Raw genomic sequence first — 18698 nt, 5'->3', positions numbered from 1 at the left:
CTAGAGCTGCAGCGACGGCGCGACTTCGCGCGCGACATTGACCAGCGCCGCGATCAGCGGCGTCATCGGATCGCGCTTCGGGATCACCATGCCGATGCTGTAATTGACGTCGGGATCGGTGATCGGGATCGAGCGCACCGTGTCGGACAGGCCGAGCGTCTCGGCAAGCTTGGCCGGCATCACGCTCGCCCAGCGCCCCGTCTTCACATGCGTGAACAGCACCAGCAGCGAGTTCGAGGTCAGTGTCGGCGTCGCCTCCGCGCCGACGGAGCGCAAGGCGCGATCGATGATGCGGCGGTTCTGCATGTCCGGCGTCAGCAGACACAGCGGCACCTGCCCGACCTCCTTCCACGTCACCGACTCGCGGTCGCCGAACATCGCATCCGGCGCGGTCAGGAGGCGATAGCTCTCATTGTAGAGCGGAATGGTGCGCACCTTGCCGATCGGCTCGTTCTCGATATAGGTCAGCCCCGCATCGACCTCGAGATTTTCCAGCAGCCCCAGCACTTCCGATGAAGTCGTCGAGCGGATGCTGAAACGCACCTCGGGATGCCGGGCGCGGAACGGTGTCGTCAGCGATGCCACCATGCCGAGCACGGTCGGGATCGCCGCGATGCGGATTTCGCCGGAGAGCTGATGCTTCAGCCCGTTGATCTCGTCGCGCATCGCGCGGGCATCGCCCACGATCCGCCGCGCCCAGTCGAGCGCCCGCTCGCCCTCGGGAGTGAACCCCTGGAAGCGGGAGCCGCGCTGGACCAGCATCACGCCGAGGATCTCCTCAAGCTGCTTGAGACTGGTCGACATCGTCGGTTGCGTCACGCCGCAGACCTCCGCCGCGCGTCCGAAATGACGCTCCTTCGCCAGCGCCAGCAATAATTCAAGCTTGTCGATCAACCGGGCGTCCCCTCGAATTCTGACGTGGCATGCAAGCTAGCACGCCGGGCCTGCACCAACACGCAAAAACCGGCAGCCGATCCAACCTTCATCGGAAATTCGTATCGAGCGATTGCACTTGCAAATCGATCGGAATTCGCAATCGCAGCACGGGACGGCTTTATTGATCTTCGAATGATTCCAACTAGTTTGGACCGAGGAAACGCTCAATTTGAGAACGAAGAATGACAGCGAGTTACGAACCTTGGGATGAAACGCGCGGCGCTGAAATCATCGCCGAACTTGCCAGCCAAGAGGGTGCGACGCTGGTCATCTTGCACGCGCTTCAGCAGGCGTTCGGCTATGTGCCGCAGGCGGCCATTCCCATGGTGGCGCAAGCGCTCAACCTGTCACGTGCCGAAGTTCACGGCGTCTTCACGTTCTATCATGATTTCCGCCACAAGCCGGCCGGCCGCCACGTGCTGAAGCTCTGCCGCGCGGAGGCCTGCCAGGCTGCGGGCGGCGATGCACTGGCTGCGCGCGCCGAAGCAAAGCTCGGCGTGTCGCTCGGCAGCACCACGGCCGACGACCGCGTCACGCTGGAGCCGATCTACTGCCTCGGCCTGTGCGCGACCGCACCGTCCGCGATGCTCGACGGCCGGCTGATCGGTCGACTCGACCAGAAGCGCCTCGATGCATTGATCGTGGAGGCACAGCGATGAGCTTGCGTCTGTTCGTCTCACGTGACGCCGGTGCAATCGCCGTCGGCGCCGACGAAGTTGCCCTGGCGCTGGAGCAGTCCGCGGCCAAGCGCGGCGTGGCGATCGAGATCGTCCGGACCGGCTCGCGCGGGATGTACTGGCTAGAACCGCTGGTCGAGGTGGCGACGCCGCAGGGCCGGATCGCGTTCGGCCCGGTCACGGAATCCGATGTGCCATCCCTGCTCGATGCGCTCGCCACCAACACACCGCATCTGCTGCGGCTGGGCGCGACCGACGAGATCCCCTGGCTCAAGCGCCAGACCCGCCTCACCTTCGCCCGTTGCGGCGTGATCGACCCGCGCTCGCTCGACGACTACCGCGCTCATGGCGGCTACAAGGGGCTGGAGCGCGCATTGTCGCTCGGCACGGATGCGATCCTCGACGAAGTCGCCGCATCCGGCTTGCGCGGTCGCGGCGGCGCGGGCTTCCCGACCGGCATCAAGTGGAAGACCGTCGCGCAGGCCAGGGCCGACCGCAAGTTTATCGTCTGCAACGCCGACGAGGGCGACAGCGGCACCTTCGCCGACCGCATGATCATGGAAGGCGATCCCTTCCTGGTGATCGAGGGCATGACCATCGCCGGCCTCACCGTCGGCGCGACCAAGGGCTACATCTATATCCGCAGCGAATATCCGCATGCGGTGGAGGCGATGAATGCCGCCATCGAAGCCGCCAGGCGCGGCGGCTATCTCGGCGACAAGATCGGCGGTTCCACGTACAGCTTCGATCTCGAAGTCCGCGTCGGCGCCGGCGCCTATGTCTGCGGTGAGGAAACCTCGCTGCTGGAAAGCCTCGAAGGCCGGCGCGGCATCGTGCGCGCAAAGCCGCCACTGCCCGCGCATCACGGCTTGTTCGGCAAGCCGACCGTCATCAACAACGTACTGTCGTTCGCGGCCGTCCCCTTCATCCTCGCCGAAGGCGCAAAGACCTATGCCGATTACGGCATGGGCCGCTCGCGCGGCACGATGCCGATCCAGCTGGCCGGTAATCTCCGCTACGGCGGCCTGTTCGAAACCGCCTTCGGCGTGACGCTCGGCGAGCTCGTCGACGACATCGGCGGCGGCACGTTCACGGGCCGGCCGGTTCGCGCCGTGCAGGTCGGTGGTCCGCTCGGCGCCTATTTCCCGCGCGCGCTGTTCGACACGCCGTTCGACTACGAGGCCTTCGCCGCGCGCGACGGCCTGATCGGCCATGGCGGCATCGTCGTGTTCGACGACAGCGTCGACATGCGCAAGCAGGCGCGCTTCGCCATGGAGTTCTGCGCCGTCGAGTCATGCGGCAAGTGCACGCCCTGCCGGATCGGCTCGACCCGCGGCGTAGAGACCATCGAGAAGATCATCAACGGCGAGCGCGTGAGCGAAAATCTCGCGCTGGTCGAAGACCTCTGCAACACCATGAAATTCGGCTCGCTCTGCGCGCTCGGCGGCTTCACGCCCTATCCTGTGCTCAGCGCGTTGAAGCACTTCCGGGAGGATTTCGTCCCGGCGCCGACCACGCTTCAGGCCGCGGAATAGGAGAACGACAATGTCTCTGATCGAAGAAATCGACTTCGGCACACCGCGCTCCAAATCGGAAACGATGGTGACCCTGACCATCGACGGCAATGAGGTCACGGTGCCCGAGGGCACCTCAATCATGCGCGCCGCGATGGACGCGGGCCACCAGATCCCGAAGCTCTGCGCGACCGACATGGTCGATGCGTTCGGCTCCTGCCGTCTCTGCCTCGTCGAGGTCGAGGGCCGCGCCGGAACGCCGGCCTCCTGCACCACGCCCGTCATGAACGGTCTCGTCGTGCACACCCAGAGCGAGCGGCTGAAGAAGCTGCGCAAGGGTGTAATGGAGCTCTACATCTCCGATCATCCGCTCGACTGCCTCACTTGCGGCGCCAATGGCGACTGCGAGTTGCAGGACATGGCCGGCGCCGTCGGCCTGCGCGACGTGCGCTACGGCTATGAGGGCGAGAACCACGTCTTCGCCAAATCGGACGGCTGCTCCAACGACAATTGGATGCCGAAGGACGAGTCCAATCCCTACTTCACCTATGATCCCTCCAAGTGCATCGTCTGCTCGCGCTGCGTCCGCGCCTGCGAGGAGATGCAAGGCACCTTCGCGCTGACCATCTCCGGCCGCGGCTTCGACAGCCGCGTCTCGCCCGGCATGAGCGAGAGCTTCCTCGGCTCCGAATGCGTCTCCTGCGGCGCCTGCGTGCAGGCCTGCCCGACCGCGACGCTGACCGAAAAGTCCGTGATCGAGATCGGCCAGCCCGAGCACTCCGTGGTCACCACCTGCGCCTATTGCGGTGTCGGCTGCACCTTCAAGGCCGAGATGCGCGGCGAGGAAGTCGTGCGCATGGTGCCGTACAAGGACGGCAAGGCCAACCGCGGCCATTCCTGCGTCAAGGGCCGCTTCGCCTGGGGCTACACCAACCACGGCGAACGCATCCTCAATCCGATGATCCGCGAACGGATCGAGGATCCCTGGCGCGAAGTATCCTGGGACGAGGCGTTCTCGTTCGCGGCCGCCAAGATGCGCGGCATCCAGGAGAAATACGGCCGCGACGCCATCGGCGGCATCACCTCGTCCCGTTGCACCAACGAGGAAACCTATCTGGTGCAGAAGCTGATCCGCGCCGGCTTCGGCAACAACAATGTCGACACCTGTGCCCGCGTCTGCCATTCGCCGACCGGCTACGGCCTCGCCACCACCTTCGGCACGTCAGCCGGCACGCAGGATTTCGACTCGGTCGAGGACACCGACGTCGTCCTCGTGATCGGTGCCAATCCGGCCTCCGCTCATCCCGTGTTCGCGTCCCGCCTGAAGAAGCGGCTGCGCCAGGGCGCCAAGCTGATCGTGATCGATCCGCGCCGCACCGAGATGGTGGAAGCGCCCCACGTGAAAGCGCTGCACCTGCCCTTGATGCCCGGCACCAACGTCGCGGTCATGACGGCGCTGGCGCATGTCATCGTCACCGAAGGTCTCGTCAACGAGGCCTTCGTGCGCGAGCGCTGCGACTGGAGCGAGTTCGAGGAATGGGCGGCCTTCGTCGCACAACCCAAGAACAGCCCGGAAGCCACCGCCATCCTCACCGGCGTCGATCCGAAGGATTTGCGCGAAGCCGCGCGCACCTATGCGACCGGCGGCAACGGCGCGATCTATTACGGTCTCGGCGTCACCGAGCATAGCCAGGGCTCGACCACCGTGATCGCGATCGCCAACCTCGCGATGGCCACAGGCAATATCGGCCGTCCCGGCGTCGGCGTGAACCCGCTGCGCGGCCAGAACAACGTGCAGGGCTCCTGCGACATGGGCTCGTTCCCGCACGAGCTGCCCGGCTACCGCCACATCTCCGGCGACGCCGTGCGCGACCAGTTCGAAGCACTGTGGAACGTCAAGCTCAACCCCGAGCCGGGCCTGCGCATTCCCAACATGTTCGACGCCGCGGTCGAAGGCACCTTCATGGGCATCTATGTGCAGGGCGAGGACATTCTGCAGTCCGATCCCAACACCAAGCACGTGGTGGCTGCACTGTCCGCGATGGAATGCGTCATCGTCCACGACCTGTTCCTGAACGAGACCGCGAACTACGCCCATGTCTTCCTGCCTGGCTCGAGCTTCCTCGAGAAGGACGGCACCTTTACCAACGCCGAGCGCCGCATCCAGCGCGTTCGCAAGGTGATGACGCCGAAGAACGGCATGGCCGATTGGGAGGTCACCATCGGCCTCGCCAGGGCGATGGGCTTCGAGATGAAATACAGCCACCCTTCCGAGATCATGGATGAGATCGCGGCGCTGACGCCGACCTTCGCCGGCGTCTCCTACGCCAAGCTCGACGAGCTCGGCTCGGTGCAGTGGCCCTGCAACGAGAAGGCGCCGGAGGGGACGCCGGTGATGCATATCGACGGCTTCGTGCGCGGCAAGGGCAAGTTCGTCGTCACCGAATATGTCGCCACCGACGAACGCACCGGCCCGCGCTATCCGCTGCTGCTCACGACGGGCCGCATCCTCAGCCAGTACAATGTCGGCGCGCAGACGCGGCGCACAGAGAACGTGGTCTGGCACGCCGAGGACCGGCTGGAGATCCATCCACACGATGCCGAGCAGCGCGGCGTGCGCGACGGCGACTGGGTGCGGCTGAAGAGCCGCGCCGGCGAGACCACGCTGCGGGCCGAGATCACCGACCGCGTCGCGCCCGGCGTCGTCTACACCACCTTCCACCATCCGGACACGCAGGCCAACGTCATCACGACCGACTATTCGGACTGGGCGACCAACTGTCCGGAGTACAAGGTCACGGCGGTCGAGGTCTCGCCCTCGAACGGCCCGTCCGACTGGCAGAAGGCCTATGACGCGCAGGCGCGGCAGTCCCGCCGCATCGCGCCGGCCGAGGCCGCGGAGTAGCCGCATGCATGTCCCAGTCCAGGCGATCGACCGGGAGACCTGGCGCGACGGCGTCGCGTCGGAGGGCGTGCGGCTGATCCCGGAGGAGACGCCGCTGGCGCTGACTTACAATGGCGGCACCTATGCCGTCATGATGGGGACGCCACAGAACCTGGAAGATTTTGCCGTCGGATTCAGCTTGAGCGAAGGCATCGTCAAATCGGCCGACGACATCCGGTCGCTCGAAGTGGTCCGCCTCGACGATGGCATCGAGCTCAGGATGTGGCTGGCGGCGGAAGACGCCGCGCGCATCGGCGAGCGCCGTCGCCACGTCGCGGGACCCACCGGCTGCGGCATCTGCGGCATCGAGTCCATTGCCGAGGCCGTGCGCCCCGCAGCGGTCGTGCCGCACGGCCAGACCTTCACGCCCGAGCAGATCATGGCGGCGATGCAGGCGATCGCGCCGCTGCAATCGATCAATCTGCAGACCCGCGCGGTTCACGCCGCCGCGTTCTGGTCCCCTGCCGGCCACATCGTCGCGCTGCGCGAGGATGTCGGCCGCCACAATGCGCTGGACAAGCTCGCCGGCGCGCTGGCGCGCGGCCGCACCGACGCGCGCGGCGGCATGGTGCTGCTGACGAGCCGCGTCTCGGTCGAGATGGTGCAGAAGGCAGCCGCGATCGGCGCACCAGTGATGGTCGCGGTGTCCGCGCCGACCGCGCTCGCGGTGCGTACGGCGGAAGCCGCCGGCATCACCCTGATCGCGATCGCCCGGCAGGACGGATTCGAGATATTCACGCATGGCGCCCGGATCGCCGCTCGCCATGCCACGGAGGTTGCCGATGTCGCCTGACCGCCTGATCTACATGGCCAACCAGATCGGCAAGTTCTTCCAGAGCCAGGGCCACAATAAAGCCGTGCCGGGGATTGCCGAGCACATCAAGAAGTTCTGGGATCCCCGGATGAAGCGCGCGATCTTCGCCCATCTCGACGCCGGCGGCGCGGGCCTGGAGCCTGACGTCCGCGAGGCGCTCACCTCGCTGAAGGCGGCGTCCCTTCCAGCAGCGCCCTGAACACGCGCCGCACCTCGCTCTGCGTCTCCTTCACATGCGCCTCCAGCGAGGAAAAATCCGGCGCATCGCCGGCCCGCGCCATCACGCGCTGCAGATCGGTGCCGGCGGTTTCCGGCTTGAAGCGGTCGCTGACGCACAGCCGCAGGATCTGCGTGAGGTCGTGATAGAGCCGTGCGGCCGCACGCAAGATTTCGGTCTCCGATTGCGGAAGCACGCCGAGCCTGCAGGCGTTGTCGAGCACCTGCACCGTGCCGACGTCCAGAATTTCCGGCTTATCGTGCGCATGCACGAGCTGGAGATATTGCGCAATGAAGTCGATGTCGACCATGCCGCCGGCAGCGTATTTGAGATCCCAGCAATCGGCCTCGCCCTTCTCCTGGGCGATCGCACGCCGCATGTCGGCGACGTCGTTGGCGGTGATTCCGGGATCGCGGCGGCGGGTCAGGACATCGCGGATGACGCGCTCGATCCGCATCCGGAATTCCGGCGAAGCCGACACCACGCGGGCGCGTGTGAGCGCCATGTGCTCCCAGGTCCAGGCCTCGTTGGCCTGATAATCCGCGAACGAGACCAGACTCGAGGCGACGGGACCGGCGCGGCCTGAAGGACGCAGCCGCATGTCGATCTCGTAGAGCACGCCGTAATTGGTGCGGGTCGTGAAGGCGCTGATCAGGCGCTGGGTGAAGCGGGCGAAATAATGCGCGCCCTGAAGCGATTTCGGCCCGTCGGAGTCCGGATGGTCGCCGTCGAAATCGTAGAGCAGGATCAGGTCGAGATCGGACGAGGCCGTCATCTCGCGGCTGCCGAGCCGGCCCATCGCGATGATCGCGGTCTCTTGTCCCTTGATGCGGCCGTGCTGGGCGGCAAAGCGGTCGGCAACGAGGCCGTGCACGGTGTGGACGATGCCCTCGGCGACATCAGCGAAGGCCGTGCTCGCCTGCTGCGCCGAGACGGTGCCGGAGAGAATCCGCGTGCCGATCAGAAACAGGCTCTCCTGCCCGAACAGGCGCAGGCGATCGAGGAACTCTTCGTAAGAGCCGGCGTCCTGCACGGTCGCGGCCAACCGTCCCGACAATTCCTGCCTGTCCGGCATGGCGCCGAAGAAGCGCGGGTCGATCAGGCCGTCCATCAGCTGCGGCTGCCGCGCCAGCATCTCGCCGAGCCGGGGCGCTGCGCCCAGCACCAGCGCGACCAGTGCGACGAGATCGCGGTTCTGCCCGAGCAGCGTGATCAGCCGGCCGCCGCGCTGGAGCGCCCCGAGGAAATCATCGAACGCCACGACGGCGCGATCCGGCTCCTCGGCATGGGCGAGGCCGTCGATCAGGGCAGGAACGAACTCGACGAAGGCGTTTCGCGTCGCCTCATTGCGGAATACGCGATAGTCGCCGGTGATCCAGTCGCACACCGTCTGCGCAACGGCGGCCGGCTTCTTGAAGCCGAGCGTTGCAAGGTGCTGGAGCAGGCGCGGATCGTCGGGACCGGCACTGTAGTCGAGCGCCGGCAGCTTGGCCGTGCCGGTCGGATCGTCGCCCTCGAACAGTTTTTCATAGTGCCCCTGCACGATCTCGAGCTGCCGCAGCAGGTCGGTCGCAAAGGCTTCGCGATCCGGATAGCCGAAGAAGCGCGCAAAACGCTCGACCGCCTCCTTGTCCTCGGGCAGCGCGTGGGTCTGCTCGTCGGCGATCATCTGGAGGCGATGCTCGACCCGGCGCAGGAATTCATACGCAATGGCGAGCTCGTCGCGCGCAACTGGCGTGATCCAGTTGCTGGAGGCGAGAATGTCGAGCGCCTTCAGCGTCGGCCGCACCCGCAATTCCGGATGGCGGCCGCCGGCGATCAATTGCTGGGTCTGCGCGAAGAACTCGATCTCGCGGATGCCGCCGCGGCCGACCTTGACGTTGTGCCCCTCCACCGCGACCTCGCTCTGGCCGCGATAGGTCTGCATCTGTCGCTTCATGTCGTGGACGTCGGCGAGCGCGGCGAAGTCGAGATGCTTGCGCCAGACGAACGGGGCGATCTCTGCGAGCAAAGCTTCGCCCGCTTTGGCGTCGCCGGCACAGGCCCGCGCCTTGATCATCGCGGCGCGCTCCCAGGTGCGCCCCTCCCGCTCATAATAGTTCAGCGCGGCGTCCCTGGAGATCGCCACCTGCGTCGAGGACGGATCGGGCCGCAGGCGCAGATCGACGCGGAACACATAGCCGTCATAGGTGCGCTGCTGCAGGATGCGCGCCATGCCCTGCGTCACCCGCACGAAGAACGGTTGCGGCTCGATGTCCGCCGCCAGCGTCGTCGAATCGGGATCGAAGAACACGATGAGATCGATGTCGCTGGAATAGTTCAGCTCGCCCGCGCCCATCTTGCCCATCGCCAGCACGATCAGCCCGCAGCCCTCTTCGGGCGCCTCGGGATTGGGCGGCGAGAGCTTGCCACGTGCGGCTTCCTGCCGCAGCAGGTATTGGAGCGCCGCCTGCACCGAGGACACCGCGACATCGGTCAGCGCCGCCGTCACCCGCATCACCGGCCAGACCCCGCCGATGTCGCACAGAGCGGTGAGAAGCGCCGCCTCGGCCTTCATGCGGCGGAGCAGCCGCATCACCTCGGCTTCATCCGTCGCGGCCAGTACCCCGCCCCTCGCCTCCGCGATCAACGCAGGCAGATGCGTATCCGGATCGCATTCGAGCAGCCGGATCAGGCGCAGCGGCTCAGAGCGCACCAGATCGAACAAATAAGGCGAGAATTCCGCGATACCGGTCAGGATATCCCGCGCGAAGGGATGAGCCAGCAACGCTTCGAGACGGGCCAATTGCGCCGGCTCGAGCTCGGCCAGCCAATTGTCAAAACGTCGTTCGTCGGTTGTGGAAGCGGCAATATGGGGAGCCTCCGCGAAGCGTGCGGCGAGGCTCTCACCATGCTTGTCCGCGTTTCCCGGCGCGGAGTGGTTCATGCCACCTTCTGTGGCACATCCGGTATTGGCGGAGCAACCCTGTCGCCGGCCCCGGCGCGCGCGGGCAGCACCAGCGTGGCGACGAGACCGGGCTGGGCATCGCCCAGCTTCAACTCACCGCCATGCAATGTCGCAACCGCCGAGGCGAGGCTGAGACCGAGGCCGGAGCCCGGCAGCGTGCGGCTCGCTTCCAGCCTCACGAATCGTTCGACGGCATGCGCGCGGTCGGCCTCGGGGATGCCGGGACCGCGATCGGTGACGCTGAGCAGCACCTTGTCGCCATCGCGCCTGGCTTCGATCGTGATCGGGCGAGCGTCCATGCTGACCACGGTTCCGCCGGTCTGTGCGACCGGCTTGCCGTATTTGATCGCATTCTCGACCAGATTGGCGAGCGCCTGGCTGACCAATTCGCGATTGGCGTGAACCGGTGTCGGCTCGGCCTTGACCTTCAACGTCATGCCGTCGTCCTCGGCGAGCGGCTCGTAGAGCTCGTGGATGCCACCGGCGACCTCGGCCGCGTCGAAATCATCCATGTTGCCGCGCGCCTGTCCGGACTCGGCGCGCGCGATCATCAGCAACGCGTTGAAGGTGCGGATCAGACCGTCGGATTCCTCGATGGTCCGCTCCAGCGCCGCCCGGTAATCGGCTTCACAGCCGGATTTCGCCAGCGCCTCCTCGGCGCGGTTGCGCAGGCGCGTCAGCGGCGTCTTGAGGTCGTGGGCGATGTTGTCGGAGACCTCCTTCAGGCCAGCCATCAGCGCCTCGATCCGCTCCAGCATGGCATTGAGGTTTTCGGCAAGACGATCGAGCTCGTCACCGCTACGCCCCACGGGAAGACGCCCGCTGAGATCGCCGGTCATGATGCGCTGCGCAGTCCCGGTCATGGCGTCGATGCGCCGGAGCACGCGGCGCGCGACGAAGATGCCACCGCCGAGACCGAGCACGACGACGATCAGGATCGACCATTGCGCCGCCTTGGCGACGATGCCGAACAGGCGACGCCGCTCGGCGAGGTCGCGGCCGATCAGAAGCCGGAAGCCGTTTTCCAGTTCGGTGACACGCACCAGCGCACGATGGTCGCGGTCGTCGGCGTCCTCGATCCGCCGGTAGGCGGTCTCCGACCAGCCGCGCGTCGCCATCACGCCGGGCGCCAGCGAGCCGACATTGCCGGCGATCGCCTGCCCGGTCGGCGTGGTCACGAGATAAAGGTTGGCCCCCGGCCGCAGCGCCCGATACTCGATCGCCAGCACCAGGCCGCGCAGGCCGCGGCGGCCGTAGATCTCGGAAATCTCCGAGGTCTCGGCATTGACCGTCTGCGTGATTTCCTCGGTGATCAGCCGTCGCGTATTCCAGGCGAAATAGGCCAGCAGCGAGGCCGCGAACATCGCGAACAACAGCAGGTAGACCAGCGTCAGCCGGAACGCCGTGGTGCGGACGAGTTTACCGAATGCCGTCACGGATCATGTATCCGGCGCCGCGGATCGTGTGCAGCAGCGGGCGCTCGAAGCCCTTGTCGATCTTGGAGCGCAGCCGCGAAATGTGCACGTCGATCACGTTGGTCTGCGGATCGAAATGATAGTCCCAGACGTTCTCGAGCAGCATGGTGCGGGTCACCACCTGGCCGGCATGCTTCATCAGATATTCGAGCAGGCGGAATTCGCGCGGCTGCAGCGTCAGCTCGTCCTTGCCGCGGGCGACGCGGTGCGAGAGCCGGTCGAGCTCGAGATCGCCGACGCGGTAGAGCGTGTCCTCGGCCGGACCGCCGCGGCGGCGCGACAGCACCTCGACCCGAGCCAGCAGCTCGGCGAAGGAATAGGGTTTCGGCAGATAGTCGTCGCCGCCGGCGCGCAGGCCCTTGATGCGGTCGTCGACCTGTCCGAGCGCGGAGAGAATCAGCACCGGCGTGGTGTTGTCCTGGTCGCGCAGCGCGCCGATCAGCGACAGGCCGTCGCGCTTGGGCAGCATGCGATCGACCACCAGCACGTCGTAATCGCCGTTTTCGGCCATAGCGAGGCCTTCCTCGCCGTCGCTGGCGTGGTCGGCAATGTGTCCGACTTCGCGAAATGCCTTCACGAGGTAATCGGCGGATTCGCGGTCGTCTTCAATGATGAGGAGGCGCATCGTGCGTTCGGCGGCGGTCAAGGAGGTCAACCTTCTCTAAACATGGCGCGAGCGGCAATCGCATGCAAGCCGAGTGGGAGACTCTGGCATCGAGAAAAAGGCGGGCGGTGAAGCTGGGGGGACTTCACCGCCCTAGGCCTTCCGACGGAGGGGGGCGTAATTCCACCGGAAGGTAGACTGGGGAAGCGAACGTTGCGCTGCTTCCCCGAAGGGCGCCGTCGGCGGGGGCGACTGATGCCGGCGACACCCTTCATCTCGTGGGCCTCCTGAAGCCTCAGCCCTGGTCAGCCCTTGGCGAGGGGCACCGCGACGAAGCGCGACTGGCCGCCGCTCTTCACGCGCATCAGGACGCTGTTCTTGTTGTCGGTCCGCGCCGCGGTGATGGCCTCGCGGACGTCGCCGGCGGTGGCCACGCTCTTGCCGCCGACTTCGAGAATCACGTCGCCTTCCTTGAAGCCGCGTTCGGCCGCGGCGCTCTTCGGATCGACTTCGGTCACCACGACGCCTTCCTTGCCGGCGCCGGCCACCGAATTGGCGGGGGCAACGGTCATGCCGAGCTTGGGCACGTCGGTGCCCTTGCTCGCACCCTTGCCGCTGTCATTGTCGTTGTCCGCCTTGGCCTCGACCGTATTCGGCAATTGGCCGAGCGTCATGTTCACGACCTTGTCCTGGCCCTTATGCAGCACGTTGAGCTTCACGGTCGCGCCGGGCGCCATGCCGCCGATGGTGCGGGCAAGCTCACGGGCGTCCTTGACCGTCTCGCCGTTGACCGCCGTAATCACGTCACCGGACTCGATGCCGGCCTTCGCGGCCGGACCGTTGGCCTGCGGCTCCGCCACCAGCGCGCCTTCGGCCTTCTTCATGCCGAGGCTGTCGGCGATATCGGAGGTCACGGGCTGGATCTGCACGCCGATCCAGCCGCGGCTGACCGAGCCCTTGTCCTTGAGCTGGGCGACCACGCTCTTCACGGTGCTCGCCGGAATCGAGAACGCGATGCCGACGCTGCCGCCGGAGGGCGAATAGATCGCCGTGTTGACGCCCATCACCTCGCCGTTGGTGTCGAAAGCCGGACCGCCGGAATTGCCCTTGTTCACGGGCGCGTCGATCTGAATGAAATCGTCATAGGGACCGTTGCCGATGTCGCGGCCGCTGGCCGAGACGATGCCGGCAGTCACGGTGCCGCCGAGGCCGAACGGATTGCCGACCGCGAGCACCCAGTCGCCGATCCGCGGCTTGGCGTCGGCAAGCTTGGCGAACGGGAAGTTCGAGCCGCCCTCGACCTTGATCAGCGCGAGGTCGGTGCGCTGGTCGGTGCCGATCACCTTGGCGCTGTAGGTCTTGCCGTCGTCGGTGGTCACCTCGACCTTGTCGGCGCCGTCGACCACGTGGTTGTTGGTCACCGCATAACCGTCAGCCGAGATGAAGAAGCCGGAGCCCTGGCCCTGCACGACACGGCCACGGCCGCCCTTCGCGCCAGGGAAGCCGTCCGGACCGCCGAAACGGCGGAAGAAGCGCTCCATTGGCGAGCCCGGCTGGAACGGCGAGGAGGAATCATCGCCGTCATCGTTGCTCGCAGTCTTCTCCTTGATGTTGACCTTCACCGAGATCACCGACGGCTTCACGCGCTCGACGACGTCGGCGAACCCGACCGGACGCTCGACCTTGCGAACCTCGTTGTTGACCTGCGCATGGGCCGGGGTCGAGAACAGGTCGGCCGGCGATGTCGACGGGCTGAAGCCATAGACGGCTGCGCCGAGACCGGCGACGACCGAGGCCATCAGCGCGAACCTCCGCGCGGAGAACACCGACCGGCGCGGCTGCCGGAAGGACGGAAGGTTCGAGAGGTCGATACGGTCGGACATGCAGATCTCCAGGGCCTTGAAATCCATTTGGTGCCTGACGGCGGCACCTTACGGTCCTGAAGATGGGGGCTCCCGCCTTACCGCGCGCTGGCGGCGGGGTTAAACTTTTGTAATGAAGGGTGTCGCGGATGCGGCAGTTTAGCGCAGCCGAAAATCGTGATCTGACAGGAACTTAACCACCGTTCCCTCACGGCGTAGCAGGCGCCTTTGTTGGCGCGCTCAGCTCGCTCTGACGCTGACGATGAACTCGTCGACTTCGCGCTTCAAGGTGGCGGCCTGCTGCGACAGATCGACCGCCGAATCCCGCGCCTCGGCGGCCATGCGGCCAGTCTCCGCCGACGTCGAGGTGATCTGGACGATATGGTTGGAGACGTCGAGCGTGCCGTGCGCGGCGTTCTGGGCGCTGCGCGTGATCTCCTGCGTGGCGTTGCGCTGCTGGGCGGTGTCGATCTCGATGCCGGACATGATGGACGAGATCTCCGACAGCGTCTTGGAGATGCCGTCGATCGCGCCGCGCGTCTCCGCGGTGATGCCCTGTATGCTGGCGACATGGGAGGTGATTTCCTCCGTCGCCTTGCTGGTCTGGTGCGCCAGATTCTTCACCTCGGAGGCGACCACCGCAAACCCCTTGCCTGCCTCCCCTGCCCGCGCCGCCTCGATGGTGGCGTTCAGCGCCAGGAGATTGGTCTGCGATGCGATCGCCTGCACCAGCTGCACGACCTCGCCGATCTTGTCGGCGGCATCCGACAGCGTGTGGATGGTGTCGCGGCTCTTCTCCGCCTGGGACGCCGCGCCCTCGGCGCGCTGGGTCGCGTCGGTGACGCGACGGCTGATCGTGCCGATCGAATTCGTCATCTCCTCGGCCGAGCCCGCGACCGTCTGCACGCTGGCGCTGGCCTGGCTCGCCGCGCTTGCGACCGCATTGGCCTTGGTGCTGGTGTCGTTGGCCGTCCGCGACAACGTCTCGGCGTTGCTCTTCAGATGCACCGCCGATGAGGCCACGCTGTCGACGACGCTGGCGACGAGATCGTTGAAGCGCTTGATCCGCTCGTCCAGGAAATTCGACCGCTCGGCCTGGTGCTGGGTTTCCTGCAGCTGCTGCTCAGTGAGGTGGCGCCGCTCGAGCCCGTTGGTCTTGAAGACTTCCAGCGCACCGGCGAGCAGGCCGATCTCGTTGGTGCGGCCGAGCCCCGGAACCGGTGTCTGGAATTTCTGGTCGGCGACCTCGCGCATGGCGTGCACGATCGCCGCCAGCGGACTGAGGATGCCGTTGCGCACGGCGAACCAGGTGGTGAGGCAGATCGCGACGGCAACGACGGCGATCACGCCGCAGGCCATCAGGAAATAGGAGAACGCGGCCTGCGCCTGCTGATAGATCTGCATGGCGTGATCGCGCGCGGGGCCACTGAGTGCGGCGAAGTCCGAGGACAGGCTGGTGATCTCGTTGTTGAGATAGAGCACCGCGATGAAGCCGGTACCACCGCCGATGCCCAGCAGAAACAACAATGCAGCGACGACGGCGCCGACCAGGAAGCGGATCGTCAGATTGCTGTTCGCGAACATCAGAAGGACTCAGAGTCTGGAGACAAGGCTCGCGACAAGCTTCCAGACAAAGGTCAAAATTGCATGAACCGGGCGGGGTTGGCCGTAGCACTACCGAGCGCGAACGATGCCCACGAGCTCACGGAGATTTTGGCTCGTCCGACATCAGGGCCGCGAGCCGCGCCTGCTCATCGGACGTAAGTGGCGGCGCTGGTACATCTGCACCACTGCGCGCGCGACGCCGGATTTGCAGCCACAGCGCCAGGCCGCCGCCGATCAGCAGCGACGGCCCGAGCAGCCACAGCAGCAGGGTCTGACGCTCGAAGCGTGGCTTCAGCAGCACGAACTCGCCATAGCGCGCGACCAGGAAGTCGAGCACCTGCGAGTTGCTGTCGCCGGCGCCGATGCGCTCGCGCACCAAGAGCCGCAGATCACGCGCCAGCGGCGCGTCGGAATCGTCGATCGACTGGTTCTGGCAGACCATGCAGCGCAGCTCGCGCGACAGCTCGCGCGCACGGGCTTCCTTGGCCGGATCCGGCATGATCTCGTCGGGCTGCACCGCATGAGCCGCAGGCAAGGCCAGCAGCATCAGCAGGGTGAACGCGGCCATCATCCGGCGCATCGGATCACTCCGCCGGCTGGAGGCGCTGCTTGGCCCGCGCCGGCTTCGGCGCGCCGACCCGCAGGCGCCGGTCGGACAACGACAACACGCCGCCGAACGCCATCAGCACCGGCCCCCACCAGATCAAGAGCACCATCGGCTTGTAATAGATGCGCACGGCGATGGCGCCTTCGGCATTGGCTTCGCCGAGCGAAATGTAGAGCTGGCTCGCGCCGCGCGTCAGCAGCGCGGCCTCGGTGGTCGAAGAGCCGCGGGTGGTGAAGCTGCGCTTGGAGGGCGTCATGACGCTGAGCGGCTTGCCGTCGAGGCTGACGTTGAACTCGGCGATCATCTCGCGATAGTTCGGGCCTTGACGCTGCAGCACCCCGTCGAGCTTCACGTCAAAGCCGGCGATGTGGGCGACGTCGTTCTGCTTCATGGTCGCGATGTGTTCGCTGTTCCAGGTGGTCTCGCAGACGATCCCGATCAGCGCCACGCCGAGGCCGGCATGCGCAAGCGCTGAGCCCCAGGCCGAGCGCGGCAGGCCGCGGGCCCGGTGCAACACCGTCGCGAACGGCAGCCGCACGAGGCCGGTGCGTTCGACGATGTCGGTGACCGCGCCGGCGATGACGAAGACGCCGAGCCCGATCGCGAGTGGCGCCAGCGCGCTGCCCCCGCTCGCCCAGCCCCAGGCGATGGCGACGGCGACGAGCCCGGCGACGCCCGCAGCGAGCAGACGCTGCGTCACGCCAAGCAGATCGCCGCGCTTCCACGCCAGCATCGGCCCGAACGGCACCGCCAGCAGAAGCAGGGTGAACAGCGGCGCGAAGGTGAGATTGTAGAAGGGCGCGCCGACCGACATCTTGAAGTCGGCGAGCATCTCCATCGCCAGCGGATAGAGCGTGCCGAACAGCACGACCGCGCAGGCAACCGTGAGCAGCAGATTGTTCAGCACGAGCGCCCCCTCGCGCGAGATCGGCGCGAACAGGCCGCCCTGCTTCAACGACGTGGCGCGGCCCGCGAACAGCGCCAGGCTGCCGCCGATGAACAGGCAAAGGATCAGCAGAATGAACACGCCGCGGGTGGGATCGGTGGCGAAGGCGTGCACCGAGGTGATGACGCCCGAGCGCACCAGGAAGGTGCCGAGCAGCGACAGCGAGAAGGTCAGGATCGATAGCAGAATGGTCCAGACCTTCAGCGCGTTGCGTTTCTCCATCACCAGGGCCGAATGCAGCAGCGCGGTGCCGGAGAGCCACGGCATCAGCGAGGCGTTCTCGACCGGATCCCAGAACCACCAGCCGCCCCAGCCGAGCTCGTAATAGGCCCAGTACGATCCCATGGCGATGCCGAGCGTGAGGAATATCCAGGCGACCAGCGTCCACGGCCGCACCCAGCGCGCCCAGGCCGCATCGATCCGGCCCTCCATCAGCGCCGCGATTGCGAAGGAGAACGAGATCGAGAAGCCGACATAGCCGAGATAGAGCATCGGCGGATGCACGGCGAGCCCGATGTCCTGGAGCACCGGATTGAGATCGCGCCCCTCTATCGGCGGATTCGCGATACGCAGGAACGGGTTCGATGTCACGAGGATGAACAGATAGAAGGCGCTGGCGACCCACGCCTGCACGGCAAGCACGTGGGCCCGCAGCGACAGCGGCAGATTGTTGCCGAACGCGGCGACCAGCCCGCCGAACAGTGCGAGGATCGACACCCACAACAGCATCGAGCCTTCATGGTTTCCCCACACGCCGGTGATCTTGTAGAGCAGCGGCTTCATCGAATGGGAGTTTTCGTAGACATTGGCGACGGAGAAGTCCGAGTTCACGTGCAGCATCACGAGAGCGACGAACGAGGCACCGACGAACAGCAGCTGCGCCAGCGCCGTGGAGCGCGCCACATTCATCAGTGCAACATCGTTCAGGCGCGCGCCGATCAGGGGCACGATTGACTGGATCAGTGCGAGCCCAAGCGCCAGCACCAGCGCGTAATGTCCGGATTCTGCGATCACCGCATTGCTCCCTGCGCATTGCCCTGCGCGGTCGTCGCCGCGGGCTTGCCCGCGTCGGACGTCTTATTGCTGTCAGAAGGCTTGCCGCCGTAATCGTCCTTCCAGTGCCCCTGTTTCTTCAGGGCATCGGCGACGTCCTTGGGCATGTAAGTCTCGTCGTGCTTGGCAAGCACGGTATCGGCCTTGAACACGCCATGGGCATCGAGCGCGCCCTCGGCGACGACGCCCTGCCCCTCGCGAAACAGGTCGGGCAGGATGCCCTTGTAGGCCACCGGCAGCTTGGCATTGCCGTCGGCGACCTCGAAGGTCACCGCGAGATTGTCGCCGCGCTGGAGCGAGCCGGGCTGCACCAGCCCGCCGAGGCGAAACCGCTTGCCGGGTTCGACGTGCTTCTCGGCGACCATGCTCGGTGTCGAAAAGAACACGATGGAGTCGCGAAGTGCGTTGAGCACCAGCGCGGCCGCGAGCGCGAGCACGGCGAGCGAGCCGCCGATGATGGTCATACGTCGCTGCTTGCGCGTCATGGCGTATCCGTT

General features: G+C 66.2%; 14 protein-coding genes. 5 read left to right on the top strand and 9 right to left on the bottom strand.

The annotated features are described in order from the left end of the window. On the bottom strand, positions 1-894 hold the full coding sequence (locus IVB24_RS16900) for a LysR family transcriptional regulator (protein ID WP_094975077.1): 894 nt from the start codon (positions 892-894) through the stop codon (positions 1-3). 224 nt (positions 895-1118) lie between these two features. Here IVB24_RS16900 and IVB24_RS16895 point away from each other — a divergent pair, with 224 nt between their 5' ends. Genes IVB24_RS16895 through IVB24_RS16875 form a run of 5 tightly spaced genes read left to right on the top strand, consistent with a single transcriptional unit; the run spans position 1119 to position 7084 of the window. Next, the gene (locus tag IVB24_RS16895; RefSeq protein ID WP_166466351.1) at positions 1119-1595 is read left to right on the top strand and encodes a formate dehydrogenase subunit gamma; all 477 of its coding nucleotides are present in this window, start codon (positions 1119-1121) and stop codon (positions 1593-1595) included. After that, the gene (locus tag IVB24_RS16890; protein WP_247773814.1) at positions 1592-3148 is read left to right on the top strand and encodes an NADH-quinone oxidoreductase subunit NuoF; all 1557 of its coding nucleotides are present in this window, start codon (positions 1592-1594) and stop codon (positions 3146-3148) included. The genes IVB24_RS16895 and IVB24_RS16890 overlap by 4 nt, the downstream gene beginning before the upstream one ends. 10 nt (positions 3149-3158) lie before the next feature. After that, positions 3159-6032, top strand: coding sequence for a formate dehydrogenase subunit alpha (gene fdhF, locus IVB24_RS16885; RefSeq protein ID WP_247773813.1), 2874 nt, complete (start codon positions 3159-3161; stop codon positions 6030-6032). A 4-nt stretch (positions 6033-6036) separates the two neighbouring features. After that, positions 6037-6864, top strand: a complete 828-nt coding sequence (gene fdhD, locus IVB24_RS16880; RefSeq protein ID WP_247773812.1) for a formate dehydrogenase accessory sulfurtransferase FdhD — start codon at positions 6037-6039, stop codon at positions 6862-6864. Then, positions 6854-7084, top strand: a complete 231-nt coding sequence (locus IVB24_RS16875) for a formate dehydrogenase subunit delta (protein ID WP_162308463.1) — start codon at positions 6854-6856, stop codon at positions 7082-7084. The genes fdhD and IVB24_RS16875 overlap by 11 nt, the downstream gene beginning before the upstream one ends. On the opposite strand, the gene IVB24_RS16870 is transcribed toward IVB24_RS16875, so the two are convergent. The 8 genes from IVB24_RS16870 to ccmE form a co-directional block, all read right to left on the bottom strand. Further along, positions 7044-10028 (bottom strand): bifunctional [glutamine synthetase] adenylyltransferase/[glutamine synthetase]-adenylyl-L-tyrosine phosphorylase, encoded by a 2985-nt coding sequence (locus tag IVB24_RS16870; RefSeq protein WP_247773811.1) that lies wholly within the window; start codon positions 10026-10028, stop codon positions 7044-7046. The genes IVB24_RS16875 and IVB24_RS16870 overlap by 41 nt on opposite strands. Then, complete coding sequence (locus IVB24_RS16865) at positions 10025-11485, bottom strand: ATP-binding protein (protein ID WP_094975084.1); 1461 nt, start codon at positions 11483-11485, stop codon at positions 10025-10027. Before IVB24_RS16865 ends, IVB24_RS16870 begins: the two co-directional genes overlap by 4 nt. Continuing rightward, on the bottom strand, positions 11469-12149 hold the full coding sequence (locus IVB24_RS16860) for a response regulator transcription factor (protein WP_094975131.1): 681 nt from the start codon (positions 12147-12149) through the stop codon (positions 11469-11471). The genes IVB24_RS16865 and IVB24_RS16860 overlap by 17 nt, the downstream gene beginning before the upstream one ends. Before the next feature lie 284 nt (positions 12150-12433). Beyond that, on the bottom strand, positions 12434-14011 hold the full coding sequence (locus IVB24_RS16855; RefSeq protein WP_140478148.1) for a Do family serine endopeptidase: 1578 nt from the start codon (positions 14009-14011) through the stop codon (positions 12434-12436). A gap of 219 nt (positions 14012-14230) precedes the next feature. After that, positions 14231-15574, bottom strand: a complete 1344-nt coding sequence (locus IVB24_RS16850) for a HAMP domain-containing methyl-accepting chemotaxis protein (RefSeq protein WP_247773810.1) — start codon at positions 15572-15574, stop codon at positions 14231-14233. Between the two features lie 118 nt (positions 15575-15692). Continuing rightward, on the bottom strand, positions 15693-16175 hold the full coding sequence (locus IVB24_RS16845) for a cytochrome c-type biogenesis protein (RefSeq protein WP_094975086.1): 483 nt from the start codon (positions 16173-16175) through the stop codon (positions 15693-15695). A 4-nt stretch (positions 16176-16179) separates the two neighbouring features. Continuing rightward, positions 16180-18162, bottom strand: a complete 1983-nt coding sequence (locus IVB24_RS16840; RefSeq protein ID WP_140478144.1) for a heme lyase CcmF/NrfE family subunit — start codon at positions 18160-18162, stop codon at positions 16180-16182. Next, the gene (ccmE, locus tag IVB24_RS16835; protein WP_094975133.1) at positions 18159-18686 is read right to left on the bottom strand and encodes a cytochrome c maturation protein CcmE; all 528 of its coding nucleotides are present in this window, start codon (positions 18684-18686) and stop codon (positions 18159-18161) included. The genes IVB24_RS16840 and ccmE overlap by 4 nt, the downstream gene beginning before the upstream one ends. Positions 18687-18698 lie beyond the last annotated feature (12 nt).

This window comes from Bradyrhizobium sp. 192, assembly GCF_023100965.1.
GTDB classification, from domain to species: domain Bacteria; phylum Pseudomonadota; class Alphaproteobacteria; order Rhizobiales; family Xanthobacteraceae; genus Bradyrhizobium; species Bradyrhizobium symbiodeficiens.
Note: the sequence above shows the minus strand (reverse complement) of the source record. Positions and strands in the feature narration are given on the sequence as shown.